We start from the raw sequence: 25,867 nt of genomic DNA, 5'->3' as shown, positions 1-25,867 counted from the left end.
CTTAGGCGCCGAGCTGACGAACCATGAACGTCGTCTTCAGCGGCAGCTTCGCTGCAGCCAGACGGAACGCTTCACGTGCCAGTTCTTCGGTCACACCGTCCATTTCGTACAGCATCTTGCCCGGTTGAATCTCGGCGACATAGTACTCAGGGTTGCCCTTACCGTTACCCATACGTACTTCAGCCGGCTTTTGCGAGATCGGCTTGTCCGGGAAAATGCGAATCCAGATGCGGCCGCCGCGCTTGATGTGACGCGTCATTGCACGACGCGCTGCTTCAATCTGACGCGCGGTCAGGCGGCCGCGACCGATAGCCTTCAGACCGTATTCACCGAACGACACCGCGTTACCACGCGTTGCGACGCCCGTATTACGACCCTTCTGCTCTTTGCGATACTTCCTGCGTTTCGGTTGCAGCATCGTTATTCTCCAGTCTTACCGTCGCCAGCACCGCCACGGCGCGGAGCGCCACGGCGAGCACCTGCCGGTGCACCTTCACCATCGCGACGCGGACGGCGGTCGCCCGGACGTGCGTTGCGGCGCGGACGCTTTTCTTCGGCGACTTCTTCAACCACCGGAGCGTCGTTGCGGCCGAGCGTGTCGCCCTTGTAGACCCACACCTTCACGCCGATGATGCCGTACGTCGTCTTCGCTTCCGAGGTCGCGTAGTCGATGTCAGCGCGCAGCGTGTGCAGAGGCACGCGACCTTCGCGATACCATTCCGTACGAGCGATTTCGATACCGTTCAGACGGCCTGCGCTCATGATCTTGATGCCTTGAGCACCCAGACGCATCGCGTTTTGCATCGCACGCTTCATCGCGCGGCGGAACATGATCCGGCGCTCGAGCTGTTGCGTGATCGAATCGGCGATCAGTTGCGCATCGGTTTCCGGCTTGCGGATTTCTTCGATGTTGACGTGAACCGGAACGCCCATGCGCTTTTGCAGCTCGGACTTCAGCAGTTCGATGTCTTCACCCTTCTTGCCGATCACGACACCCGGGCGCGAGCTGAAAATCGTGATACGTGCGTTCTTTGCAGGACGCTCGATCACCACGCGGCCGACGGACGCGTTCTTCAGCTTCTTCTTCAGGTATTCACGAACACCGATGTCTTCCTGCAACATCGCCGCGAAATTGTTGTTGTTCGCGTACCAACGCGAAGCCCAATTGCGGCTGACGGCCAAACGGAAGCCAGTCGGATGAATTTTCTGTCCCATCGTATGGCTCCTTAATTCCCGACCGTCACAGTGATGTGACAGGATTGCTTCTCGATGCGGTTACCGCGACCCTTTGCACGTGCGGTGAAACGCTTCAGCGAAGCAGCCTTGTCGACGTAGATGCTCTTGATCTTGAGCTCGTCGATATCGGCGCCTTCGTTGTGCTCCGCATTCGCGATCGCAGACAGCACGACCTTCTTAACGATACCCGCCGCCTTCTTCGGCGAGAACGTCAGAACGTTCAGCGCCTTGTCGACCGGCAAACCACGAATCTGGTCAGCCACAAGGCGCGTCTTCTGCGCCGAGATGCGGGCACCGCGATGAATTGCTTTCACTTCCATCTTGATTGCCCCTTATTTCTTGGCCTTCTTGTCGGCCGCGTGACCCTTGAACGTACGGGTCAGTGCGAACTCGCCAAGCTTGTGGCCGACCATGTTTTCCGTGACATACACCGGAACGTGTTGACGGCCGTTGTGAACGGCGATAGTCAGGCCGATGAAGTCCGGCAGGATCGTCGAGCGACGCGACCAGGTCTTGATAGGCTTCTTGTCGCGCGATGCTGCAGCCGCCTCAACCTTCTTCAGCAAATGGGCGTCGCAGAACGGACCTTTTTTAATAGAACGTGCCATTGCCTACTCCTTAACGCTTGTGACGGCGCTGGACGATCATGCTCGTCGTGCGCTTGTTGCTACGGGTGCGATAACCCTTCGTCGGCGTGCCCCACGGGCTCACCGGATCGCGACCTGCAGCCGTCTTGCCTTCACCACCACCGTGCGGGTGATCGACCGGGTTCATTGCAACGCCACGCACCGTCGGGCGGATACCGCGCCAGCGGTTCGCACCAGCCTTACCGATTTGACGGAGGCTATGCTCTTCGTTGCCCACTTCACCGATCGTCGCGCGGCACTCGATGTGAACGCGGCGGATTTCGCCCGAACGCAGACGAACCTGTGCGTACGTGCCTTCACGAGCCAGCAGCATCGCCGACGTACCAGCCGAACGCGCCATTTGCGCGCCCTTGCCCGGCAGCATTTCGATGCAGTGAATCGTCGTACCGACCGGGATGTTGCGGATCGGCAGCGCGTTGCCTGCGCGGATCGGAGCTTCCGAACCCGACATCAGTTGCTGACCAACCGTCACGCCCTTCGGAGCGATGATGTAACGGCGCTCGCCATCTGCGTACACGACCAGCGCGATGTTCGCGCTACGGTTCGGATCGTATTCAAGGCGTTCAACCTTTGCCGGAATACCATCTTTCGTGCGACGGAAGTCGACAATACGATAGTGTTGCTTGTGACCACCGCCCTTGTGGCGGGTGGTGATACGACCGTTGTTGTTACGGCCGGCGGTCGAGCTCTGCGTGTCGAGCAGCGGTGCGTACGGCTTGCCCGTGTGCAGATCCTTGTTGACCACCTTGACCATCGCGCGGCGACCCGGCGAAGTCGGCTTAACTTTCACGATTGCCATGATTACTTGGCCTCCGCTTCAAAGTTGATTTCCTGGCCGGGCTTCAGGCAGACGTACGCCTTCTTCACGTCCTTGCGCTTGCCCATGAAGCGGCCAAAGCGCTTGGCTTTGCCCTTCTGGACCAGCACGTTGACGGAATTGACTTCCACCTTGAACAGCAGCTCGACAGCAGCCTTGACTTCCTGCTTCGTAGCGTCCGGCGCAACTTCGAACACGACTTGCTCGTTCTTGTCAGCCACCAGCGTCGCCTTTTCGGAGATCACCGGCGCGAGCAGAACTTGCATCAAACGATGATCGTTTTTGCGAACTTCGCTCATGACAGCAACTCCTCGATCTGGGCGACCGCAGCCTTCGTGATCAGCACTTTCTTGAAGTAGATCAGCGACAGCGGGTCGGCGTAACGCGGCTCGACAACGGCCACGTGGGCCAGATTGCGCGACGCGAGGTACAGGTTTTCGTCAACCGTGTCGGTGATGACCAGCACGGAATCGAGACCCATCGCCTTGAACTTTTCGGCCAGCAGCTTCGTCTTCGGCGCCTCGAGCGTCAGCTCGTCGACAACCGCGATGCGGCCTTCGCGGGCCAGCTGCGAGAAGATCGAGCAGAGACCTGCGCGATGCATCTTCTTGTTGACCTTGTGCGAGAAATTTTCTTCCGGCGAATTCGGGAAGATACGACCACCGCCACGCCACAACGGGCTCGACGACATACCGGCACGAGCACGGCCCGTACCCTTCTGGCGCCACGGCTTCTTCGTGGTGTGCTTGACCTGCTCGCGATCCTTCTGCGCGCGGTTGCCGCTACGTGCGTTCGCCTGATAAGCGACGACGATCTGGTGGATCAGGGCTTCGTTGTAGTCACGACCGAACACGACGTCCGATGCGTTGACTGCCGCGCCTTCCTGACCGTTGGCGTTCAGGAGCTTAAGTTCCATTATTTCGCTCCTTTCACGGCACGCGTCTTCACAGCCGGCGTCACGAACACCTTGCCGCCCTTCGCACCTGGAACAGCACCCTTGATCAACAGCAACTTGCGGTCTGCGTCGATACGCGCGATTTCGAGGTTCTGCACGGTGACCGTCTCGTCACCCATGTGACCCGTCATGCGCTTACCCGGGAAAACACGACCCGGATCCTGCGCCATACCGATCGAACCCGGCACGTTGTGCGAACGCGAGTTACCGTGCGTAGCACGACCCGAAGCGAAGTTGTAACGCTTGATAGTACCGGCGTAGCCCTTACCGATCGAGGTGCCTTGCACGTCGACCTTCTGACCTACTTCGAAGAGATCCACACCGACCACAGCGCCATTCGACAGTTCGGCGGCCTTCGCGGCGTCGATCTGGAATTCCTTGAGGATTTCACCGGCTTGGACGCCGGCTTTGGCGAGATGACCTGCCAGCGGCTTCGTCACGCGCGATGCACGGCGCGTACCGAAGGCAACCTGAACGGCCGTGTAGCCGTCGGTTTCAACAGTCTTGATCTGCGTCACGCGGTTGTCGGACACGTCCAGCACGGTGACGGGAATCGAATCCCCTTCAGCCGTGAAGATACGGGTCATGCCAACCTTGCGACCTACGAGTCCAAGGCTCATCGTTTTCTCCATTCCCGACTGCGATTGGTCGGGGCTAATTTACAAAATGCCGCGCATTTCGAAGTCGAAGTGCGACGACTTTTTTGCGCAAATGCGCGAAAAGCCTTGCATTATAGCGAGGCTTTTCGTTTTCTGCAAGCAATCAAAGACTTAGCGGCATCCAATAGTCTGGATGCCGCTCGGAACCTTTACTGCAGCTTGATTTCGACGTCCACGCCAGCCGGCAGATCCAGCTTCATCAGTGCGTCGACGGTCTTGTCCGTCGGATCGACGATGTCCATCAGGCGTTGGTGCGTGCGAATTTCGAGCTGATCGCGCGACGTCTTGTTCACGTGCGGCGAACGCAGGATGTCGAAACGCTGAATGCGGGTCGGCAGGGGCACCGGACCACGAACGATTGCGCCAGTCCGCTTTGCCGTGTCGACGATCTCAGCTGCCGATTGATCGATCAGACGATAGTCGAAAGCCTTCAGGCGAATGCGGATTTTCTGGTTCTGCATGACGAATTCCTTGGAAAGAGCGAGGCGATATTGCACCGCCGATGAATAAAAGAACGTAGGTCTGGGCCGCTCGCGGAGGGTGAGTACCCAGACCCGGGCACTGCATACTACTACAGCAATCGTCGATTTTACTCGATGATCTTGGCGACGACACCTGCGCCGACGGTACGGCCACCTTCGCGGATTGCGAAGCGCAGACCTTCTTCCATCGCGATCGGAGCGATCAGCTTCACCGTGATCGACACGTTGTCGCCCGGCATGACCATTTCCTTGTCCTTCGGCAGCTCGATCGAGCCCGTCACGTCCGTCGTACGGAAGTAGAACTGCGGACGGTAGTTGTTGAAGAACGGCGTGTGACGGCCGCCTTCGTCCTTGCTCAGCACGTACACTTCAGCCGTGAAGTGCGTGTGCGGCGTGATCGAACCCGGCTTCGCCAGAACCTGGCCGCGCTCCACGTCTTCACGCTTCGTGCCGCGCAGCAGGATACCGACGTTGTCGCCTGCCTGACCCTGGTCGAGCAGCTTGCGGAACATTTCCACGCCCGTGCAGGTCGTCTTCACCGTCGGCTTGATACCGACGATTTCGATTTCCTCGCCGACCTTGACCACACCGCGCTCAACGCGGCCCGTCACCACCGTGCCACGACCCGAGATCGAGAACACGTCTTCCACCGGCATCAGGAACGCGCCGTCAACTGCGCGCTCCGGCGTCGGGATGTACGTGTCCAGCGCGTCGGCCAGATTCATGATCGCCACTTCGCCCAGCTCGCCCTTGTCGCCTTCCAGCGCCAGCTTCGCCGAACCCTTGATGATCGGCGTGTCGTCGCCCGGGAAGTCGTACTTCGACAGGAGTTCGCGAACTTCCATTTCGACCAGCTCGAGCAGCTCGGCGTCGTCGACCATGTCGCACTTGTTCAGGAACACGATGATGTACGGAACGCCAACCTGACGCGCCAGCAGGATGTGCTCACGCGTTTGCGGCATCGGGCCGTCAGCAGCCGAGCACACCAGGATTGCGCCGTCCATCTGCGCCGCGCCCGTGATCATGTTCTTCACATAGTCAGCGTGGCCCGGGCAGTCGACGTGTGCGTAGTGGCGGTTCGCCGTTTCGTACTCGACGTGTGCCGTGTTGATCGTGATACCACGCGCCTTTTCTTCCGGCGCCGCGTCGATCTGGTCGTAGGCCTTTGCTTCGCCACCGAACTTCGCGGTCAGCACCGTCGTGATCGCTGCCGTCAGCGTGGTCTTGCCGTGGTCAACGTGACCGATCGTGCCGACGTTCACGTGCGGCTTGGTCCGTTCGAATTTACCTTTAGCCATGTTTCTCTTCTTTCAAAAAAGTTGTTCGATGAATGACTATGCGAGGTCTTACTTCGACTTCGCGTTGATGATCGCTTCCGACACGTTACGCGGTGCTTCAGCGTAGTGCTTGAATTCCATCGTGTACGTTGCGCGGCCTTGCGTCAGCGAGCGCAGCGACGTCGAGTAGCCAAACATCTCCGACAGCGGCACTTCGGCGCGGACGATCTTGCCGCCGCCCACCATGTCTTCCATGCCCTGGACGATACCGCGACGGCCCGACAGGTCGCCCATCACGTTGCCCATGTAGTCTTCAGGCGTTTCGACTTCCACGGCCATCATCGGCTCGAGGATAACCGGGCTCGCCTTGCGCATTGCTTCCTTGAACGCCATCGAACCGGCCATGCGGAACGCATTTTCGTTCGAGTCAACGTCGTGGTACGAACCGAAGGTCAGGTGAACCTTGACGTCGACGACCGGGAAGCCTGCCAGCACGCCGGCCTTCAGCGTTTCCTGGATACCCTTGTCGACTGCCGGGATGTATTCACGCGGAATCACACCACCCTTGATCTCGTCGAGGAACTCGTAGCCCTTGCCCTGCTCGTTCGGCTCAAGCGTAATGACAGCGTGACCGTACTGGCCGCGACCGCCCGACTGCTTGACGAACTTGCCGTCGACGTCGGCTGCCGTGCTGCGGATCGTTTCACGATACGCGACTTGCGGCTTGCCAACCGTTGCCTCGACGTTGAACTCGCGCTTCATCCGGTCGACCAGAATTTCGAGGTGGAGTTCGCCCATGCCCGAAATGATGGTTTGACCCGATTCTTCGTCCGTTTGAACGCGGAACGACGGATCTTCCTGAGCCAGACGGTTCAGCGCCATGCCCATCTTTTCCTGGTCGGCCTTCGTCTTCGGCTCGACGGCCTGCGAAATCACCGGCTCCGGGAAAATCATGCGTTCCAGAACGATCGGGTTTGCCGGGTCGCACAGCGTGTCGCCCGTCGTCGCTTCCTTCAGGCCCACAGCGGCAGCGATGTCGCCTGCGCGCACTTCCTTGATTTCTTCGCGCTGGTTCGCGTGCATCTGCAGAATACGACCCAGACGTTCCTTCTTGTCCTTCGTCGCGTTCAGCACCGTGTCGCCCGAATTGACGACGCCCGAATACACACGGAAGAAGATCAGCTGACCGACGAACGGATCCGTCATGATCTTGAATGCCAGTGCCGAGAACTTTTCGTCGTCCGATGCGCGGCGCTCTGCCTTTTCACCGTTTTCGAGTTCGCCCGTGACCGGGGGAATGTCGATCGGCGACGGCAGGAAGTCGAGCACGGCGTCGAGCATACGCTGCACGCCCTTGTTCTTGAACGCGGTACCGCACAGCATCGGCTGGATTTCGCAAGCGATCGTACGGTCGCGCAGACCCTTGATGATTTCCGCTTCGCTCAGTTCGCCGGACTCGAGGTACTTGTTCATCAGTTCCTCGCTCGACTCAGCCGCAGCTTCGATCATCTTTTCACGCCATTCGTTGCACGTGTCGACGAGTTCTGCCGGGATGTCTTCGTACGAGAACTTGGTGCCTTGGGACGCTTCGTCCCAAATGATCGCCTTCATCTTCATCAGATCGACGACGCCCGTGAAGTTCTCTTCTGCACCGATAGGCACAACGACGGGAACCGGGTTCGCCTTCAGACGCAGCTTGAGCTGGTCGTAGACCTTGAAGAAGTTCGCGCCGGTACGGTCCATTTTGTTGATGAACGCGAGACGGGGCACCTTGTACTTGTTAGCCTGGCGCCACACCGTTTCCGACTGCGGCTGCACGCCGCCCACTGCGCAGTAGACCATGCACGCACCGTCGAGCACGCGCATCGAGCGCTCGACTTCAATCGTGAAGTCGACGTGACCCGGGGTGTCGATGATGTTGATGCGATGCTCGGCGCGGTCGCCTGCCATGCCCTTCCAGAACGCCGTGGTAGCAGCGGACGTGATCGTGATACCACGTTCCTGTTCCTGCTCCATCCAGTCCATGGTTGCGGCACCGTCGTGCACTTCACCAATCTTGTGGTTCACGCCGGTATAGAACAGGATGCGCTCGGTCGTCGTCGTCTTGCCGGCGTCGATGTGAGCGCTAATACCGATGTTGCGGTAGCGCTCGATAGGAGTCTTGCGAGCCACTTTGATCCTCTATTGGGATGACGCGATGAAAACTAGTCCATCGCGCTTTAACACAAACGGGCGAGGCGCTTTGTAAGCGCACCCGCCCGGAATTTCTTTCCGCTTTACTGCCAACCCGGGACGGGATGCTTAGAAACGGAAATGCGAGAACGCCTTGTTGGCTTCTGCCATCCGGTGAACTTCGTCGCGCTTCTTCATTGCGCCACCACGGCCTTCAGCCGCTTCCGACAGTTCACCTGCGAGACGCAGAGCCATCGACTTCTCGCTGCGCTTCTTCGCGGCTTCACGCAGCCAACGCATCGCCAATGCCATACGACGCGACGGACGCACTTCGACCGGAACCTGATAGTTCGCACCACCAACGCGGCGGCTCTTCACTTCGACCACCGGCTTGACGTTGTTGAGCGCTACCGTGAACACTTCCAGCGGGTCCTTGCCACCCTTGGTCTGGATCTGTTCGAAAGCGCCGTACACGATGCGCTCGGCAACCGACTTCTTGCCGGAGAGCATCAGCACGTTCATGAACTTTGCTACATCAACGTTACCGAACTTCGGATCCGGCAACACTTCCCGCTTGGGGACTTCGCGACGACGCGGCATGTTTCTTCCTTTAACTTTTCAGTTGGAGCAGTTCTTCTGCTCCGCGGCCACCAACTAACCCGATTCATCCATTACGACTTACCAGCCTGGTCGGGTGACCACTTACTCGACAGCACCGGCTATCCGGCACCACCGCTAAACCGCTCTTGCGAGCGACCTGTTACAGCTTGACCGGCTGATTACTTGCCAGCCTTGGCACGCTTCGCGCCGTACTTCGAGCGAGCTTGCTTACGATCCTTGACGCCCTGGGTATCCAGCGAGCCGCGAACCATGTGGTAACGCACACCCGGCAAGTCCTTCACACGGCCGCCGCGAATCAGCACGACCGAGTGTTCCTGCAGGTTGTGGCCTTCACCACCGATGTACGAAATGACTTCGAAGCCGTTCGTCAGACGAACCTTGGCGACCTTACGGAGCGCCGAGTTCGGCTTCTTCGGCGTCGTGGTGTACACACGGGTGCACACGCCGCGACGCTGGGGGCAGTCCTGCAAAGCCGGGCTCTTGCTCTTCGTCGTTTCCGACGTGCGGCCTTTGCGAACCAGTTGATTGATGGTTGGCATTGTTTATTCCTGAAATTGAACAAAATCGACGTGTTCGTTTCTGGGCAAAGCAAAAACGAACGCGCTTTTGACTACTTTCTGACTACTGCTGACTTCCAGCCTGGGCCGAACTGGCGACGCACTTACGCCGCGCGCAACCCTGCCAAGAACCGGAACCTAGCATCATATTCCGAAAATCCTAAGCGAGTCAACAGGTTGCGTCGATCTGAAAGGCTCGGCGAGGCATCGAAGGTCAATCCGCGGCGACGACTTCGAGCAGTTCGTCGCCGAAACGGTCGAGCTTGCGCGCGCCCATGCCCGGAATGTGCCGCAAATCGTCGAGCGATTCGGGACAATTCCGCGCGATTTCGGCGAGCGTCGCGTCGTGGAAGATGACATAGGCCGGCACGCCGTCGCTTTTCGCGGTCTCGGTGCGCCACGTGCGCAGCCGATCCCAGCGTGCCCGCTCGCGCGCGTTCATGCCCGCGGTCGGATCGGCGCGCTCGCTCGTGCGGCCTGACGACTGCCGCGTCCGCACGGGCTTCACGTAACGGCGCATGGTCACAGTCTGTTCACCCTTGAGCACAGGCTTGCTCGTCTCCGTCAGCACGAGCGAGCCGAAGCCTTCGTGATCGACTGTGAGAAATCCGAATGCCACCAACTGGCGAAACACGGCGCGCCACTCGTGTTCGGACAACGCCGCACCGATTCCGAACGTGCTCAGCTTCTCGTGACCGCGCTGCAGAATTTTCTCCGTGCGATTGCCGCGAAGAATGTCGATCAGGTGCCCGGCGCCAAAGTTGAACCCGCTCGCACGCTGCGCCCGGAATACGCACGACAGCGCCATTTGCGATTCGCGCGTCGCGTCCCACGATGCCGGGGGCTCGAGACACGTATCGCAGTTGCCGCAGGGCTTCCCTTCTTCGCCGAAATAGGCGAGCAGCCGCACGCGCCGGCACGTCGCCGTTTCGCACAAGCCCAGCAGCGCATCGAGCTTGCCTGTCTGCACGCGCTTGTGTGCATCGTCGGCCTCGGATTCGTCGATCATCTTGCGCTGCTGCACGACGTCGCCGAGGCCGTAGGTCATCCACGCGTTGGCCGGCAAACCGTCACGGCCGGCGCGCCCCGTCTCCTGGTAGTAGCCCTCGACGCTCTTCGGTAAATCAAGATGCGCGACGAAACGCACGTCTGGTTTATCGATACCCATGCCGAACGCGATCGTTGCGCACATCACGATGCCTTCTTCGCGCTGGAACATCTCCTGATGCTTCTGACGAACCTCGAATTCCATTCCCGCGTGATACGGCAGCGCACGCACGCCCTGCGTCTTGAGCCACTCTGCCGTCTCTTCGACCTTGCGGCGCGACAGGCAATACACGACGCCGGCGTCGGTCGTGCCGTCGGGACGTGAGTGCTCTGCGCGGATGAAGTCGAGCAACTGCGAGCGCGCATTGTCCTTTTCGACGATCCGATAGCGAATGTTCGGCCGATCAAAGCTCGACACGAACACGCGTGCGTCATCGAGTGCGAGCCGATGAATGATCTCGTCGCGCGTGATCGCGTCGGCGGTCGCAGTGAGCGCGATGCGTGGCACCGAGGGAAAGCGCTCGTGAAGGACGGAAAGCTGAATGTACTCGGGCCGGAAGTCGTGCCCCCATTGGGACACGCAATGCGCTTCGTCGATCGCGAAGAGGCCAATGCGCGCGCGCTCGAGCAGATCGAGAAAGCGCGGCGTCATCAAACGCTCGGGCGCGACATACAGCAGATCGATTTCGCCCTCGCGCAATGCGCGTTCCGTCGCAGCGGCTTCGGCCCCCGACAGCGTCGAATTCAGGTACGCAGCGCGCACACCGACTTCCGTCAGCGCCGCCACCTGATCCTGCATCAGCGCAATCAGCGGCGACACGACGATGCCAGCGCCCAGGCCCGCCTCGCGCCGCACCAGCGATGGAATCTGATAGCACAGCGACTTGCCGCCGCCCGTCGGCATCAGCACCAGACAGTCGCCGCCCGCCGAAACGTGTTCGACGATTTCGCCCTGCTGCCCTCGAAACGCGGGATAACCGAAAACTTCGTTGAGGATCTGGAGCGGACGGGACATGAAGGAGCGAGAGAAGAGAGAAGAGCGCGGGAACGGGTGAGTCGAATTTTACCAACCCAATCGCGTTTCGCCTGGTGTTTGTCGCGCAACTAGCCATTCGGCAGAGTGCAGATGGCATCAGAAAACGTGAGACGAAAAAAAACCGCCCGGTCGAAACCGGGCGGCTTTGCCAACGTAGGTGCAGATGACAGCTTACGCCGCCAGCCCGCTTACTCGTTGGTGTGCGGCGTTTGCTCGGCGGCCGGGCTTTCCGGCGTACCGAACTCGAAAGCCTCTTCGGCAGCGATCTGGTCGAAACGCTCGCGATCCGCCATTTCCTTGGTCTTGCGCGCCTTGTGGAACGCGAGACCCGTACCGGCCGGAATCAGACGGCCCACAATCACGTTTTCCTTCAGGCCACGCAGATCGTCGCGCTTGCCCATGATCGCGGCTTCCGTCAGCACGCGCGTCGTTTCCTGGAACGATGCCGCCGAGATGAACGAATCCGTCGACAGCGACGCCTTCGTAATACCCAGCAGGATGTTCTCGTACGTTGCCGGACGCTTGTCTTCCGCGTTCATACGGTCGTTCTCGTCGAGCATGTCCGACCGCTCGACCTGTTCGCCCGGGATGAAGCGCGTATCGCCGTTGTCCGAGATCTGCACACGACGCAGCATCTGACGCACGATCACTTCGATGTGCTTGTCGTTGATCTTCACGCCTTGCAGACGGTACACGTCCTGCACTTCGTCCACGATGTAACGCGACAGCGCTTCGATACCCTGCAGACGCAGGATGTCGTGCGGATCGGCCGGTCCGTCCACGATCATTTCGCCCTTGTTGACGACCTGACCATCGTGGACCAGAACCTGCTTTTCCTTCGCGATCAGGAACTCGTGCTGGTTGCCCTCGAGGTCCGTGATAACGAGACGCTGCTTGCCCTTCGTGTCCTTACCGAACGACGTCGTACCCGTGACTTCCGCCAGGATACCTGCGTCCTTCGGCGAACGTGCTTCGAACAGTTCCGCCACACGCGGCAGACCACCCGTAATGTCACGCGTCTTCTGCGCTTCAGTCGGGATACGTGCGAGCACTTCACCCACCTGAACCTGCTGACCGTCCTTCACGGTGATCAGAGCGCCGACCTGGAAGCCGATCTGAACCGAGTGCTCCGAGTTCGGGATCTTGACTTCTTCGCCGTTCGCGTCGAGCAGCTTCACCTGCGGACGCACGCTCTTCGAGGCTTGCGAACCGCGACGCTTCACGTCGATCACGACCAGCGTCGAAAGACCCGTCACGTCGTCGATCTGCTTTGCGACCGTTACGCCTTCCTCGACGTTTTCGAACTTCACCGTACCGCCCCACTCGGTGATGATCGGACGCGTCAGCGGATCCCACGTGGCCAGCTGCGTGCCTGCCTTGATCTGCGCGCCGTCGAGTTGCAGCAGCGTCGCGCCGTACGGCACCTTGTGACGCTCGCGCTCGCGGCCGTGATCGTCGGTGATGAGCGCTTCGCCCGAACGCGAGATGACGATCTGCTCGCCCTTCGCATTCGTGACGTAACGCATCGTCGCCGTGAAACGCACCGTACCGTTCGACTTCGCCTCGACCGACGACGCCACTGCCGCACGCGATGCCGCACCACCAATGTGGAACGTACGCATGGTCAGCTGCGTGCCCGGCTCACCGATCGACTGTGCAGCGATCACGCCGACAGCTTCACCGACGTTCACCAGCGAGCCGCGGCCCAGGTCGCGGCCATAACATGCCGCGCACAGACCGTAACGCGTTTCGCAGGTAAGCGGCGTACGCACGCGCACTTCGTCGATGCCCAGACGCTCGATCTCTTCGACCGAATCTTCGTCGAGCAGCGAGCCCGCTTCGTAGAGCGTTTCCTGCGTTTCCGGATTGACGACGTCCGCCACCGCGACACGGCCGAGAATACGGTCGCGCAGCGCTTCGACGACTTCACCGCCTTCCACGAGGGCCTTCATCGCCACGCCGTTCGACGTGCCGCAATCGTCCTCGACCACCACGAGATCCTGCGTGACGTCGACGAGACGACGCGTCAGGTAACCCGAGTTTGCCGTCTTCAGTGCCGTATCAGCCAGACCCTTACGTGCACCGTGGGTCGAGATGAAGTACTGCAACACGTTCAGACCTTCGCGGAAGTTCGCGGTAATCGGCGTTTCAATAATCGAGCCGTCCGGCTTCGCCATCAGGCCGCGCATCCCCGCCAGCTGACGGATCTGGACCGCGGAACCCCGCGCGCCCGAGTCGGCCATCATGTAGATCGAGTTGAACGATTCCTGACGCGTTTCATTACCGTCGCGATCGACCACCGGCTCCGTAGCGAGCTGTTCCATCATCGCCTTGCCGACCGCTTCCGACGTTGCCGACCAGATGTCGACCACGTTGTTGTAGCGTTCCTGCGCGGTGACGAGACCCGACATGTACTGACGGTCGTATTCCTTCACCTTCTTCGCCGCGTCGCCGACGATCGTTTCCTTCTGCGGCGGCACGAGCATGTCGTCGACGCAGATGGAGATACCGGCGCGCGTTGCCAGGCGGAAGCCCGACTGCATCAGCTGGTCAGCGAAGATCACCGTTTCGCGCAGACCGCACTTGCGGAACGCCGTGTTGATCAGACGCGAAATTTCCTTCTTCTTCAGCGGCTTGTTCAGCACCGTGAACGGCAGACCCGGCGGCAGAATTTCCGACAGGATCGCGCGGCCGACCGTGGTCGCGTACAGCGAGATCTTCGGCACGAACTTCGGCGCGCCTTCCGACGTGTCTTCGTTGTGGACCATTTCCGTGATCCGCACGTTGACGCGCGAGGCCAGCTCGACTTCCTTGTTCTCATAGGCGCGCAGTGCTTCCGACACGCCCGTGAAGGTCATGCCTTCGCCCTTGCCGTTGATCGCTTCACGCGTCGCGTAGTACAGGCCGAGCACGATATCCTGCGACGGCACGATCGACGGATCGCCGTTAGCCGGAAACAGCACGTTGTTCGACGCCAGCATCAGCGTGCGCGCTTCCATCTGCGCTTCGAGCGACAGCGGAACGTGAACAGCCATCTGGTCACCGTCGAAGTCGGCGTTGAACGCCGCGCAAACGAGCGGGTGCAGCTGGATTGCCTTACCTTCGATCAGCACCGGCTCGAAAGCCTGAATGCCAAGACGGTGCAGCGTCGGCGCACGGTTCAGCATGACCGGATGTTCGCGAATAACTTCTTCGAGAATGTCCCACACCACCGGCGTCTGGTTCTCGACTTCCTTCTTCGCAGCCTTGATGGTCGTCGCGACGCCCATCACTTCCAGCTTGTTGAAGATGAACGGCTTGAACAGTTCGAGCGCCATCAGCTTCGGCAGACCGCACTGGTGCAGCTTCAGCGTCGGGCCGACCACGATGACCGAACGGCCCGAGTAGTCGACGCGCTTGCCCAGCAGGTTCTGACGGAAGCGGCCGCCCTTACCCTTGATCATGTCGGCGAGCGACTTCAGCGGACGCTTGTTCGCGCCCGTCATCGCCTTGCCACGACGGCCGTTGTCCAGCAGCGAATCGACGGCTTCCTGCAGCATCCGCTTTTCGTTGCGGACGATGATTTCAGGCGCCTTCAGTTCGAGCAGACGCTTCAACCGGTTGTTACGGTTGATCACGCGGCGATACAGGTCGTTCAGGTCCGAGGTCGCGAAGCGGCCGCCGTCCAGCGGAACCAGCGGACGCAGTTCCGGCGGCAGCACGGGCAGCACTTCGAGAATCATCCACTCGGGCTTGATACCCGAACGCTGGAAGGCCTCAAGCACCTTCAGACGCTTAGCGTACTTCTTGATCTTCGCTTCCGAACCGGTGTTCTTCAGCTCCGAACGCAGCGTTTCGACCTGTTCGTCGATGTTGATCGCGCGCAGCAGTTCGCGCACGCCTTCCGCGCCCATTTCAGCGCGGAATTCGTCACCGTACTCTTCGACCTTATTGTAGTAATCCTCTTCCGTCATGATCTGACGCGCCTTCAGCGGCGTCATGCCCGGATCGATCACCACATATGCTTCGAAGTACAGCACGCGCTCGATGTCGCGCAGCGTCATGTCGAGCACCATGCCCAGACGCGACGGCAGCGACTTCAGGAACCAGATATGCGCGACAGGCGAGGCCAGTTCGATGTGGCCCATGCGCTCGCGACGCACCTTCGCGAGCGTCACTTCGACGCCGCACTTCTCGCAGATCACGCCACGGTGCTTCAGGCGCTTGTACTTGCCGCAAAGGCATTCGTAGTCCTTGATCGGACCAAAAATCTTCGCGCAGAACAGACCATCCCGCTCCGGCTTGAACGTGCGGTAGTTGATCGTTTCCGGCTTCTTGACTTCGCCGAACGACCACGAACGGATCTTGTCCGGCGAGGCCAGACCGATCTTGATCGCGTCGAAAACTTCTTCCTGTTGGACTTGCTTGAATAGATCGAGCAGAGCTTTCATTGCTTTCTCTCCGTAGTCCGATTAGTTGCGGTCGAGGTCGATGTCGATACCGAGCGAGCGGATTTCCTTCACCAACACGTTGAAGGATTCCGGCATGCCCGCGTCGATGACGTGATCGCCCTTGACCAGGTTCTCGTAAACCTTGGTCCGGCCTGTCACGTCGTCCGACTTGACCGTCAACATTTCCTGCAGCACGTACGATGCGCCGTACGCTTCGAGCGCCCACACTTCCATTTCACCGAAGCGCTGACCACCGAACTGCGCCTTACCACCCAGCGGCTGCTGCGTGACCAGCGAGTACGGACCCGTCGAACGTGCGTGCATCTTGTCGTCGACCAGGTGGTGCAGCTTCAGGTAGTGCATGTAGCCGACCGTCACCGTACGTTCGAAGCCTTCACCCGTGCGACCGTCGTACAGACGCACCTGGTTCTTCGACTTCGTCATGCCGAGGTTCTGCGCGATGTCGTCCGGGAAGGCGAGATCCAGCATGCTGGACATTTCTTCTTCCGTCGCACCATCGAACACCGGCGTTGCGAACGGCACGCCTTCGCGCAGGTTCTTCGCCAGTTCGATGATTTCGTCGTCGGAGAAGCTTTCCAGCTCTTCCGCGCGGCCCGACTCGTTGTAGATCTTGGTCAGGAACTTGCGAACTTCTTCGATCTTCGCCTGACGCTGCAGCATTTCGCCGATACGCCAGCCGAGACCCTTCGCTGCCCAGCCCAGATGCACTTCGAGAACCTGACCCACGTTCATCCGTGACGGAACGCCGAGCGGGTTCAGCACGACGTCTGCAGGACGGCCATCGGCCATGTACGGCATGTCTTCGATCGGAACGATCTTCGACACCACACCCTTGTTACCGTGACGGCCTGCCATCTTGTCGCCAGGCTGCAGGCGGCGCTTGACTGCCAGGTACACCTTGACCATCTTCAGCACGCCCGGCGGCAGTTCGTCGCCTTGCGTGAGCTTCTTGCGCTTCTCTTCGAACGCGAGGTCGAACTGATGACGCTTCTGTTCGATCGAATCCTTGATGGCTTCGAGCTGCGCCGCTGCTTCTTCGTCCGCGAGGCGGATGTCGAACCAGTGGTAGTGATCGAGATCTTCCAGGTAAGCGCGTTCGATCTTCGTGCCCTTCGCGAGCTTCTTCGGACCGCCGTTCGCAACCTTGCCTTCGAGCATGCGTGCCAGACGCTGGAACGCGTCGCCTTCCACGATACGCAGCTGGTCGTTCAGGTCGAGGCGATAGCGCTTCAGTTCGTCGTCGATGATCTGTTGCGCACGCTTGTCGCGCTGGATGCCTTCACGCGTGAACACCTGCACGTCGATGACCGTGCCGCTCATGCCCGACGGCACGCGCAGCGACGTGTCCTTCACGTCCGACGCTTTTTCGCCGAAGATCGCGCGCAGCAGCTTTTCTTCCGGCGTCAGCTGGGTTTCGCCCTTCGGCGTGACCTTGCCGACCAGCACGTCGCCTGCTTCGACTTCCGCGCCGATGTACACGATGCCCGACTCGTCGAGACGGCCAAGCTGCACTTCAGCGAGGTTCGAAATGTCGCGCGTGATTTCTTCCGGTCCGAGCTTCGTGTCGCGAGCGACGACGTTCAGTTCTTCGATGTGGATCGACGTGTAACGATCGTCCGCAACGACCTTTTCCGAGATCAGGATCGAGTCTTCGAAGTTGTAGCCGTTCCATGGCATGAACGCGACCAGCATGTTCTGGCCAAGTGCCAGTTCGCCGAGGTCCGTCGAAGCGCCGTCAGCCAGCACGTCGCCGCGCGCAACCTTGTCGCCGACCTTCGCGATCGGACGCTGGTTGATGTTCGTGTTCTGGTTCGAACGCGTGTACTTGATCAGGTTGTAGATGTCGACACCGACGTCACCGGCAACCGCTTCATCGTCGTTCACGCGAATCACGATACGGCCCGCGTCGACGTAATCGACCACACCGCCGCGCAGTGCCTGCACGGTCGTACCCGAGTCGACTGCCACCGTACGCTCGATGCCCGTACCGACGACCGGCTTTTCCGGACGCAGACACGGCACAGCCTGACGCTGCATGTTCGAGCCCATCAGTGCACGGTTCGCGTCGTCGTGCTCGAGGAACGGAATCAGCGATGCTGCCACCGACACGATCTGCGACGGCGCCACGTCCATGTACTGGATGCGGTCCGGCGTGACCATCAGCGTTTCGCCCGCTTCACGCGACGACACGAGTTCGTCGGTCAGCGTGCCGTCTCCAGCCACTGCCGCGTTCGCCTGAGCGATCACGTAACGGCCTTCTTCGATTGCCGACAGGTAGTCGATCTGGTCCGTGACCTTGCCGTCCGTCACCTTGCGATACGGCGTTTCGAGAAAGCCGTATTCGTTCAGGTGCGCATACAGAGCCAGCGAGTTGATCAGACCGATGTTCGGACCTTCCGGCGTTTCGATCGGGCACACACGGCCATAGTGCGTCGGGTGCACGTCGCGGACTTCAAAGCCAGCGCGCTCACGCGTCAGACCACCCGGGCCAAGTGCCGACACGCGGCGCTTGTGGGTGATTTCCGACAGCGGGTTGGTCTGGTCCATGAACTGCGACAGCTGCGACGAACCGAAGAACTCGCGAATCGCCGACGAAATCGGCTTCGAGTTGATCAGGTCGTGCGGCATCAGGTTTTCGCTTTCGGCCTGGCCGAGGCGTTCCTTCACAGCACGTTCGACACGCACGAGACCGGCGCGGAACTGGTTCTCCGCCAGTTCGCCGACGCAACGCACGCGACGGTTGCCGAGGTGGTCGATGTCGTCCACTTCGCCCTTGCCGTTGCGCAGTTCGACCAGGATCTTGATCGTCGCGAGGATGTCGTCGTCCTGCAGCGTCATCGGGCCGACGATTTCGTCACGGCCGACGCGGCGGTTGAACTTCATACGACCCACCTTCGACAGGTCGTACGCTTCTTCGCTGTAGAACAGACGGTTGAACAGCGCCTCGACGGCTTCTTCCGTCGGCGGTTCGCCCGGACGCATCATGCGGTAGATCGCGATGCGCGCGGCCATCTTGTCAGCCGTTTCATCGATACGCAGCGTCGACGAGATGTACGGACCTTGGTCCAGATCGTTCGTGTAGAGCGTCTGGATGTCCTTGATCTTCGCTTCGCGCAGCTTGTCGAGCACGCTTTCGGTGACTTCGTCGTTCGCGTTCGCGATCACTTCGCCCGTATCGCCGTCGACAACGTTCTTCGCGAGCACGCGGCCGAGCAGATAGTCTTCGGGGACCGAAATGTATTTCGTCTTCGCGTTCTCGAGGTCGCGAATGTGCTTCGCGTTGATACGCTTGTCCTTCTGGACGATGACCTTGCCGTCACGGTCTGTGATGTCAAAGCGCGCGACTTCACCGCGCAGACGCTCCGGCACGAACTCCATCTGCGCGCCTTCCGGCATCAGCGTGAAGTTGTCGAACACGAAGAAGTTCGCGAGGATTTGTTCCGGCGTCAGGCCAATCGCCTTTAGCAGGATCGTGACGGGCATCTTGCGACGACGGTCGACGCGGAAGTACAGAACGTCCTTCGGGTCGAATTCGAAGTCGAGCCACGAGCCGCGGTAAGGAATGATACGTGCCGAGAACAGCAGCTTGCCGGAGCTGTGCGTCTTGCCCTTGTCGTGCTCGAAGAACACGCCGGGCGAACGGTGCAGCTGCGACACGATCACACGTTCCGTGCCGTTGATGACGAACGAGCCAGTCGGCGTCATGAGCGGAATTTCGCCCATGTAGACTTCCTGCTCCTTCACTTCCTTGACGACGGGCTTGCTCGGCGATTCTTTGTCGAGCAGAACCAGACGCACCTTGGCACGCAGCGCCGAACAGTAAGTCAGACCGCGCTGCTGACATTCCTTGATGTTGAATGCCGGCGGCGACAGCATGTAGCTGACGAACTCGAGACGAGCGAAACCGTTGTGCGAAACAATGGGGAAAACTGACGTGAACGCAGCCTGCAGACCTTCCGGTTTGCGCTGCGCCGTTGGCACTTCTGCTTGCAGAAACGTGCTGAATGATTCAAGCTGGGTAGCCAGCAGGAAAGGTACTTGGTGAACGATGGGGCGCTTCGCGAAACTCTTGCGAATGCGCTTCTTCTCGGTGAAGGAATATTGCATACGATCTCCGAATCACGGCGGGCATTGTTGTCGAGGCGGGATACCTTGATGTGACAACCCGAGTGTTCACCGACTGAGACCCGTTGGCCGTCCTACGGCCTGAACGAGCCTTGAAGCTTGGTGGTTGGCCGCTACCAACCGCTGGCTGACGGCAGCGGATGCCTGTGTTGCCCGCTACCCGACCAAACTTGCCTTCTGCAGTCGCTTCAGAAGACAAAGAGAAGCGCCAGTCGAACTTGCCGAACGACGATTTTCTTTGGCTTCTGGGTGGACATTTTTGCCGATGCAAGCGAGCAAAAACGTCGTTCCCACAAAGCACAAAAAGGCCGGCGGTGTGAAAACCGCCAGCCTTCGCACAGCGCGCTGAAACTTACTTGATTTCAGCCTTCGCGCCGGCTTCTTCCAGCTTCTTCTTGGCTTCTTCAGCTGCAGCCTTCGGTACCGCTTCCTTAACAGGCTTCGGTGCACCGTCGACCAGGTCCTTCGCTTCCTTCAGGCCGAGACCCGTCAGTTCACGAACTGCCTTAATCACGGAAACCTTGTTTGCGCCCGTTTCGGTCAGGATAACCGTGAATTCGGTTTGCTCTTCAGCTGCAGCAGCGCCGCCGCCTGCACCTGCGGGGCCAGCAACTGCAACAGCAGCAGCCGACACGCCAAACTTTTCTTCGAACGCCTTAACGAGTTCGTTCAGTTCCAGAACCGACATCGAGCCTACGGCTTCGAGGATGTCTTCTTTTGCGATTGCCATTTGAAATACTCCTAAATTGAATTCGGATACAGCCAGCGATCAATTACGCCCGACTGAAGTGCGTCGATGCGCTGCTTACGCAGCTTCGCCTTGCTTCTTTTCTGCCAGCGCGGCCAGAGCGCGCGCAAAGCCAGAAACAGGCGCTTGCATGACGAACAACAGCTTGGAGAGCAGCTCTTCGCGGCTCGGGATGTTGGCCAGCGCTTGCACGCCTGCCTTGTCCATCACCTTGCCTTCGTAGGAACCAGCCTTGATGACCAACTTGTCATTGCTCTTGCTGAAGTCGTTGACGACCTTAGCAGCGGCAATTGCATCTTCCGAGATGCCGTAGATCAGCGGACCAGTCATCTGCTCAGCCAGCGGAGCAAACGGGGTACCTTCGACAGCGCGACGCGCCAGCGTGTTCTTCAACACGCGCAGATACACCTGTTGCTCGCGCGCTTTCGCGCGCAGCTTGGTCAGATCGCCAACCGTGATCCCACGATACTCAGCCAGAACCACGGTCTGAGCTTTCGCGACTTGCGCGGAAACCTCAGCTACGACGGCCTGCTTACTTTCTTTGTTCAGTGGCACGGTTAACCTCCAGATTCGACGCACTAGGTATGCACTTTGTGCGTCGCGTTCAACAACGGCGTCCGACCAGTCAGGAGTATTTCAACCATCCGAAGTCCGCATCGCTGCGGGGATCAAACAGCTTCATCACTTCAAAACCTTTTCGGGTTCGCCATCTGCGTTGGCTTGAATTAAGGCAACGCCTGACTGCTGCGTTCCCGCCAACGGTCTTTGACAACCGGTCGCTCCATCCAGACTGCAATGTTGCGACCGCCCAAAGCCCTTAAAATCCGCCCCGGCTTTTCGACCGAGGCAGTTAAAACTTTTACTGTGCCGCGAGCGTTGCCTGGTCGACACGCACGCCGACACCCATCGTGCTCGACAGTGCGATCTTGCGCAGGTACACGCCCTTGCTCGTTGCCGGCTTCGCCTTTTGCAGCGCTTCGACCAGAGCGTTCAAGTTCGAACGCAGAGCCGTCGGCTCGAACGATGCGCGACCGATCGTTGCGTGGATGATACCGGCCTTGTCGACACGGAACTGGACCTGACCAGCCTTGGCGTTCTTCACTGCTGTCGCGACGTCCGGCGTAACCGTGCCGACCTTCGGGTTCGGCATCAGGCCACGCGGACCGAGGATCTGACCGAGCGTACCGACGACGCGCATCGTGTCCGGCGAAGCGATCACGACGTCGAAGTTCAGGTTACCGGCCTTGACCTGCTCAGCCAGGTCTTCCATACCGACGATTTCCGCGCCGGCTGCACGAGCTTGCTCGGCCTTCTCGCCTTGCGCGAACACTGCGACGCGAACCGACTTACCCGTACCAGCGGGCAGAACGACGGAGCCACGAACCACTTGGTCCGACTTCTTCGCGTCGATGCCGAGTTGCACTGCGACGTCGATCGACTCGTCGAACTTCGCGCTTGCGCATTCCTTCACGAGCGACAGCGCTTCTTCGATCGCATACAGCTTTTGACGATCGACTTTGTTTGCAAATGCTTGCAGACGCTTCGAAAGCTTAGCCATTTACACGCCCTCCACGGTGATGCCCATCGAGCGGGCGCTACCAGCGATCGTACGGACCGCTGCGTCCAGATCAGCTGCCGTGAGGTCAGGCATCTTGGTCTTGGCAATTTCTTCAGCTTGAGCACGCGTGATCTTGCCGACCTTGTCGGTATGCGGCTTGCTCGAACCCTTGTCGATCTTCGCTGCCTTCTTGATCAGCACGGTTGCCGGCGGCGTCTTCAGGACGAACGTGAAGCTCTTGTCCGCGAAAGCCGTGATGACGACGGGAATCGGCAGACCCGGTTCCAGTGCTTGAGTCTGCGCGTTGAACGCCTTGCAGAACTCCATGATGTTCAGGCCGCGCTGACCCAGTGCCGGACCAACCGGCGGCGACGGATTGGCTTTACCTGCAGGAATCTGCAGCTTGATAAAGCCGATGATTTTCTTTGCCATGTTGAAAACCTCTTTGGAACGCAGCTGCGTTCGGTGAGTAGTAGCGCGCCTTCGTCGAACTTCGACTACCGACGCTCCTCAACGGCCATTACGCGGACCGTAAGCGCGAAAGACGGATCGCGCCGTCTGGCGCGATCCGCAAAAACCTGAATTACAGCTTCTCGACCTGGCCGAATTCCAATTCGACCGGCGTCGCGCGACCAAAAATCGTCACGGAGACACGAACACGCGACTTTTCGTAGTTCACTTCTTCGACGCTGCCGTTGAAGTCAGTGAACGGACCGTCCTTCACACGCACCATCTCGCCGACTTCGAACAGGGTCTTCGGACGCGGCTTCTCAACGCCTTCCTGCATCTGCGACATGATCTTTTCTACTTCCCGCGGGGAAATCGGACTCGGACGATTGCGCGCACCGCCCACGAAACCCGTCACCTTGGCCGTGTTCTTCACGAGGTGCCACGTTTCGTCCGTCATTTCCATCTCGACGAGCACATAGCCTGGGAAGAAACGACGCTCGGTCACGGACTTGTGACCGCCTTTCACTTCAACCACTTCTTCGGTCGGAACCAGAATCTGACCAAACTTGTCCTGCATGCCAGCACGTTCGATGCGCTCTTGAAGCGCGCGTTGCACGCTCTTCTCCATACCGGAGTAGGCGTGCACCACGTACCAACGTTTTCCGCTCGGGGATGCCGGAATATCACTCATATCATTTCCAACCCAGAATCGCCGAGAAAATCGCCCACTCGATGGATTTGTCACAAATCCAGAGGAACACCGCCATGATCAGCACGAAACCGAAAACCACCAGAGTCGTTTGACTGGCTTCCTTGCGGGTCGGCCAAACAACTTTGCGGACTTCTTTGTACGAATCTTTGGCGAACGCGATAAAACCCTTGCCGGGCGCTGAGAGAAGACCGACTGCGACGCCTGCGATCAGTCCGACAGCCAGAGGCGCTCCGCGGACGTACCACTCTTGGCCATTCAGCCAGAAGAACCCCACGAACCCGGCCAAGACCAACAATACGCCGGCAACGAGCATCAGCTTGTCGCTGGAAGTATTAACAGTTTCGACGGAAGGATTCGCCATAACACCTTAACGAGCGCCACAAGCGACGCGAGAATTGGCAGGGGCAGAGGGAATCGAACCCCCAACCTTCGGTTTTGGAGACCGACGCTCTGCCAGTTGAGCTATACCCCTAAACCATTTTGGGGTTGGCGGCATCGCCAACCCCGAAACCACTTAGTCGATCAACGAGACTGGCAAAAACTTACTCGATGATCTTGGCGACGACACCTGCGCCGACGGTACGGCCACCTTCGCGGATTGCGAAGCGCAGACCTTCTTCCATCGCGATCGGAGCGATCAGCTTCACCGTGATCGACACGTTGTCGCCCGGCATGACCATTTCCTTGTCCTTCGGCAGCTCGATCGAGCCCGTCACGTCCGTCGTACGGAAGTAGAACTGCGGACGGTAGTTGTTGAAGAACGGCGTGTGACGGCCGCCTTCGTCCTTGCTCAGCACGTACACTTCAGCCGTGAAGTGCGTGTGCGGCGTGATCGAACCCGGCTTCGCCAGAACCTGGCCGCGCTCCACGTCTTCACGCTTCGTGCCGCGCAGCAGGATACCGACGTTGTCGCCTGCCTGACCCTGGTCGAGCAGCTTGCGGAACATTTCCACGCCCGTGCAGGTCGTCTTCACCGTCGGCTTGATACCGACGATTTCGATTTCCTCGCCGACCTTGACCACACCGCGCTCAACGCGGCCCGTCACCACCGTGCCACGACCCGAGATCGAGAACACGTCTTCCACCGGCATCAGGAACGCGCCGTCAACTGCGCGCTCCGGCGTCGGGATGTACGTGTCCAGCGCGTCGGCCAGATTCATGATCGCCACTTCGCCCAGCTCGCCCTTGTCGCCTTCCAGCGCCAGCTTCGCCGAACCCTTGATGATCGGCGTGTCGTCGCCCGGGAAGTCGTACTTCGACAGGAGTTCGCGAACTTCCATTTCGACCAGCTCGAGCAGCTCGGCGTCGTCGACCATGTCGCACTTGTTCAGGAACACGATGATGTACGGAACGCCAACCTGACGCGCCAGCAGGATGTGCTCACGCGTTTGCGGCATCGGGCCGTCAGCAGCCGAGCACACCAGGATTGCGCCGTCCATCTGCGCCGCGCCCGTGATCATGTTCTTCACATAGTCAGCGTGGCCCGGGCAGTCGACGTGTGCGTAGTGGCGGTTCGCCGTTTCGTACTCGACGTGTGCCGTGTTGATCGTGATACCACGCGCCTTTTCTTCCGGCGCCGCGTCGATCTGGTCGTAGGCCTTTGCTTCGCCACCGAACTTCGCGGTCAGCACCGTCGTGATCGCTGCCGTCAGCGTGGTCTTGCCGTGGTCAACGTGACCGATCGTGCCGACGTTCACGTGCGGCTTGGTCCGCTCAAACTTACCTTTGGCCATTTTCGACTCCTAAGAGGATTTTTCCGTACGTTGCGCCGGGCGCAAACAATCACTTGGTACTAGCTGGTGCCCATGGGCAGGATCGAACTGCCGACCTCTCCCTTACCAAGGGAGTGCTCTACCACTGAGCCACATGGGCGCTACATCTACTTTGCTTGCTGGAGCGGGTGAAGGGAATCGAACCCTCGTCGTAAGCTTGGAAGGCTTCTGCTCTACCATTGAGCTACACCCGCAAGGATCTATCGATTCCCGACAACTGCTGTACAGCTTTTGAAATCTGGTGGAGGAGGTTGGATTCGAACCAACGTAGGCGTAAGCCAACAGATTTACAGTCTGCCCCCTTTAGCCACTCGGGCACCCCTCCGTAGAGAACTGATGATTATGGGGGAGCGATTAACTCTTGTCAAGTATTTCTTGACCGCTCGGAACCCATAGGCTCTCACTTATAGTGAGAGCTAGAAACGCCAAGACCCCGCTTTTGAGGGCGGGGTCTTGGACTGGGTAAGGAGCCTGACGATTACCTACTTTCACACGGGCAATCCGCACTATCATCGGCGTGGAGTCGTTTCACGGTCCTGTTCGGG

At 59.6% G+C, this 25,867-nt stretch carries 23 protein-coding genes and 4 tRNA genes; all 27 read right to left on the bottom strand.

The annotated features are described in order from the left end of the window. Position 1: 1 nt before the first annotated feature. Complete coding sequence (gene rplP, locus G3N95_RS19065; RefSeq protein WP_007730545.1) at positions 2–418, bottom strand: 50S ribosomal protein L16; 417 nt, start codon at positions 416–418, stop codon at positions 2–4. Between the two features lie 2 nt (positions 419–420). Beyond that, positions 421–1,215 (bottom strand): 30S ribosomal protein S3, encoded by a 795-nt coding sequence (rpsC, locus tag G3N95_RS19060; RefSeq protein WP_012402193.1) that lies wholly within the window; start codon positions 1,213–1,215, stop codon positions 421–423. Between the two features lie 11 nt (positions 1,216–1,226). After that, positions 1,227–1,556, bottom strand: a complete 330-nt coding sequence (rplV, locus tag G3N95_RS19055) for a 50S ribosomal protein L22 (RefSeq protein ID WP_004199272.1) — start codon at positions 1,554–1,556, stop codon at positions 1,227–1,229. Between the two features lie 12 nt (positions 1,557–1,568). Beyond that, positions 1,569–1,844 (bottom strand): 30S ribosomal protein S19, encoded by a 276-nt coding sequence (rpsS, locus tag G3N95_RS19050; protein ID WP_006998484.1) that lies wholly within the window; start codon positions 1,842–1,844, stop codon positions 1,569–1,571. 10 nt (positions 1,845–1,854) lie between these two features. Then, positions 1,855–2,682 (bottom strand): 50S ribosomal protein L2, encoded by an 828-nt coding sequence (gene rplB / locus G3N95_RS19045; protein WP_205971638.1) that lies wholly within the window; start codon positions 2,680–2,682, stop codon positions 1,855–1,857. A 2-nt stretch (positions 2,683–2,684) separates the two neighbouring features. Next, positions 2,685–2,999, bottom strand: a complete 315-nt coding sequence (gene rplW, locus G3N95_RS19040) for a 50S ribosomal protein L23 (protein WP_007730525.1) — start codon at positions 2,997–2,999, stop codon at positions 2,685–2,687. Beyond that, on the bottom strand, positions 2,996–3,616 hold the full coding sequence (gene rplD, locus G3N95_RS19035; RefSeq protein ID WP_007730523.1) for a 50S ribosomal protein L4: 621 nt from the start codon (positions 3,614–3,616) through the stop codon (positions 2,996–2,998). The genes rplW and rplD overlap by 4 nt, the downstream gene beginning before the upstream one ends. Then, a complete protein-coding gene (gene rplC / locus G3N95_RS19030) occupies positions 3,616–4,275 on the bottom strand; it encodes a 50S ribosomal protein L3 (RefSeq protein ID WP_205971637.1) in 660 nt (219 codons plus the stop codon). Before rplC ends, rplD begins: the two co-directional genes overlap by 1 nt. 188 nt (positions 4,276–4,463) lie before the next feature. After that, positions 4,464–4,775, bottom strand: coding sequence for a 30S ribosomal protein S10 (rpsJ, locus tag G3N95_RS19025; RefSeq protein ID WP_006998489.1), 312 nt, complete (start codon positions 4,773–4,775; stop codon positions 4,464–4,466). A 128-nt stretch (positions 4,776–4,903) separates the two neighbouring features. Then, a complete protein-coding gene (gene tuf, locus G3N95_RS19020; protein WP_102645092.1) occupies positions 4,904–6,094 on the bottom strand; it encodes an elongation factor Tu in 1,191 nt (396 codons plus the stop codon). Positions 6,095–6,142: 48 nt separating this feature from the next. After that, a complete protein-coding gene (gene fusA / locus G3N95_RS19015; protein WP_205971636.1) occupies positions 6,143–8,245 on the bottom strand; it encodes an elongation factor G in 2,103 nt (700 codons plus the stop codon). Positions 8,246–8,374: 129 nt separating this feature from the next. Beyond that, a complete protein-coding gene (gene rpsG / locus G3N95_RS19010; protein ID WP_006053291.1) occupies positions 8,375–8,845 on the bottom strand; it encodes a 30S ribosomal protein S7 in 471 nt (156 codons plus the stop codon). 179 nt (positions 8,846–9,024) lie between these two features. Next, positions 9,025–9,405 (bottom strand): 30S ribosomal protein S12, encoded by a 381-nt coding sequence (rpsL, locus tag G3N95_RS19005; RefSeq protein WP_006053290.1) that lies wholly within the window; start codon positions 9,403–9,405, stop codon positions 9,025–9,027. 232 nt (positions 9,406–9,637) lie between these two features. After that, positions 9,638–11,485, bottom strand: coding sequence for a DNA helicase RecQ (recQ, locus tag G3N95_RS19000; RefSeq protein WP_205971635.1), 1,848 nt, complete (start codon positions 11,483–11,485; stop codon positions 9,638–9,640). A gap of 209 nt (positions 11,486–11,694) precedes the next feature. Further along, complete coding sequence (gene rpoC / locus G3N95_RS18995; protein WP_205971634.1) at positions 11,695–15,936, bottom strand: DNA-directed RNA polymerase subunit beta'; 4,242 nt, start codon at positions 15,934–15,936, stop codon at positions 11,695–11,697. Between the two features lie 21 nt (positions 15,937–15,957). After that, the gene (gene rpoB, locus G3N95_RS18990; protein ID WP_205971633.1) at positions 15,958–20,064 is read right to left on the bottom strand and encodes a DNA-directed RNA polymerase subunit beta; all 4,107 of its coding nucleotides are present in this window, start codon (positions 20,062–20,064) and stop codon (positions 15,958–15,960) included. Between the two features lie 370 nt (positions 20,065–20,434). Beyond that, positions 20,435–20,812 (bottom strand): 50S ribosomal protein L7/L12, encoded by a 378-nt coding sequence (gene rplL / locus G3N95_RS18985; protein ID WP_205971632.1) that lies wholly within the window; start codon positions 20,810–20,812, stop codon positions 20,435–20,437. Between the two features lie 75 nt (positions 20,813–20,887). Next, entirely contained in the window at positions 20,888–21,385 is a 498-nt protein-coding gene (gene rplJ / locus G3N95_RS18980; RefSeq protein ID WP_205971631.1) for a 50S ribosomal protein L10, read from the bottom strand. Between the two features lie 304 nt (positions 21,386–21,689). Next, positions 21,690–22,388, bottom strand: a complete 699-nt coding sequence (gene rplA / locus G3N95_RS18975) for a 50S ribosomal protein L1 (protein WP_028371054.1) — start codon at positions 22,386–22,388, stop codon at positions 21,690–21,692. Next, the gene (gene rplK, locus G3N95_RS18970; RefSeq protein WP_012402205.1) at positions 22,389–22,820 is read right to left on the bottom strand and encodes a 50S ribosomal protein L11; all 432 of its coding nucleotides are present in this window, start codon (positions 22,818–22,820) and stop codon (positions 22,389–22,391) included. 151 nt (positions 22,821–22,971) lie between these two features. Further along, a complete protein-coding gene (gene nusG, locus G3N95_RS18965) occupies positions 22,972–23,529 on the bottom strand; it encodes a transcription termination/antitermination protein NusG (protein WP_007578364.1) in 558 nt (185 codons plus the stop codon). A 1-nt stretch (position 23,530) separates the two neighbouring features. Beyond that, positions 23,531–23,911 (bottom strand): preprotein translocase subunit SecE, encoded by a 381-nt coding sequence (gene secE, locus G3N95_RS18960; protein WP_205971630.1) that lies wholly within the window; start codon positions 23,909–23,911, stop codon positions 23,531–23,533. Between the two features lie 35 nt (positions 23,912–23,946). Beyond that, a tRNA-Trp gene (locus tag G3N95_RS18955) sits at positions 23,947–24,022 on the bottom strand. Between the two features lie 70 nt (positions 24,023–24,092). Beyond that, entirely contained in the window at positions 24,093–25,283 is a 1,191-nt protein-coding gene (tuf, locus tag G3N95_RS18950; protein WP_102645092.1) for an elongation factor Tu, read from the bottom strand. Between the two features lie 64 nt (positions 25,284–25,347). Further along, a tRNA-Thr gene (locus G3N95_RS18945) sits at positions 25,348–25,422 on the bottom strand. Positions 25,423–25,442: 20 nt separating this feature from the next. Further along, positions 25,443–25,516: transfer RNA gene (locus G3N95_RS18940), tRNA-Gly, on the bottom strand. Positions 25,517–25,561: 45 nt separating this feature from the next. Further along, positions 25,562–25,647, bottom strand: a tRNA-Tyr gene (locus tag G3N95_RS18935). Positions 25,648–25,867 lie beyond the last annotated feature (220 nt).

This window comes from Paraburkholderia sp. Tr-20389 (assembly GCF_017104565.1).
GTDB lineage: Bacteria > Pseudomonadota > Gammaproteobacteria > Burkholderiales > Burkholderiaceae > Paraburkholderia.
Note: the sequence above shows the minus strand (reverse complement) of the source record. Positions and strands in the feature narration are given on the sequence as shown.

Coding starts and splice junctions, on each gene's coding strand:
- rpsC (WP_012402193.1), bottom strand. CDS start 1,215: ATGGGACAGAAAATTCATCCGACTGGCTTCCGTTTGGCCGTCAGCCGC.
- rpsG (WP_006053291.1), bottom strand. CDS start 8,845: ATGCCGCGTCGTCGCGAAGTCCCCAAGCGGGAAGTGTTGCCGGATCCG.
- rpsS (WP_006998484.1), bottom strand. CDS start 1,844: ATGGCACGTTCTATTAAAAAAGGTCCGTTCTGCGACGCCCATTTGCTG.
- secE (WP_205971630.1), bottom strand. CDS start 23,911: ATGGCGAATCCTTCCGTCGAAACTGTTAATACTTCCAGCGACAAGCTG.
- rplD (WP_007730523.1), bottom strand. CDS start 3,616: ATGGAACTTAAGCTCCTGAACGCCAACGGTCAGGAAGGCGCGGCAGTC.
- tuf (WP_102645092.1), bottom strand. CDS start 6,094: ATGGCTAAAGGTAAATTCGAACGGACCAAGCCGCACGTGAACGTCGGC.
- rpoB (WP_205971633.1), bottom strand. CDS start 20,064: ATGCAATATTCCTTCACCGAGAAGAAGCGCATTCGCAAGAGTTTCGCG.
- rplC (WP_205971637.1), bottom strand. CDS start 4,275: ATGAGCCTTGGACTCGTAGGTCGCAAGGTTGGCATGACCCGTATCTTC.
- rpsJ (WP_006998489.1), bottom strand. CDS start 4,775: ATGCAGAACCAGAAAATCCGCATTCGCCTGAAGGCTTTCGACTATCGT.
- recQ (WP_205971635.1), bottom strand. CDS start 11,485: ATGTCCCGTCCGCTCCAGATCCTCAACGAAGTTTTCGGTTATCCCGCG.
- rpoC (WP_205971634.1), bottom strand. CDS start 15,936: ATGAAAGCTCTGCTCGATCTATTCAAGCAAGTCCAACAGGAAGAAGTT.
- tuf (WP_102645092.1), bottom strand. CDS start 25,283: ATGGCCAAAGGTAAGTTTGAGCGGACCAAGCCGCACGTGAACGTCGGC.
- rplV (WP_004199272.1), bottom strand. CDS start 1,556: ATGGAAGTGAAAGCAATTCATCGCGGTGCCCGCATCTCGGCGCAGAAG.
- rplK (WP_012402205.1), bottom strand. CDS start 22,820: ATGGCAAAGAAAATCATCGGCTTTATCAAGCTGCAGATTCCTGCAGGT.
- rplL (WP_205971632.1), bottom strand. CDS start 20,812: ATGGCAATCGCAAAAGAAGACATCCTCGAAGCCGTAGGCTCGATGTCG.
- rplB (WP_205971638.1), bottom strand. CDS start 2,682: ATGGCAATCGTGAAAGTTAAGCCGACTTCGCCGGGTCGCCGCGCGATG.
- rplW (WP_007730525.1), bottom strand. CDS start 2,999: ATGAGCGAAGTTCGCAAAAACGATCATCGTTTGATGCAAGTTCTGCTC.
- rplA (WP_028371054.1), bottom strand. CDS start 22,388: ATGGCTAAGCTTTCGAAGCGTCTGCAAGCATTTGCAAACAAAGTCGAT.
- rpsL (WP_006053290.1), bottom strand. CDS start 9,405: ATGCCAACCATCAATCAACTGGTTCGCAAAGGCCGCACGTCGGAAACG.
- rplP (WP_007730545.1), bottom strand. CDS start 418: ATGCTGCAACCGAAACGCAGGAAGTATCGCAAAGAGCAGAAGGGTCGT.
- nusG (WP_007578364.1), bottom strand. CDS start 23,529: ATGAGTGATATTCCGGCATCCCCGAGCGGAAAACGTTGGTACGTGGTG.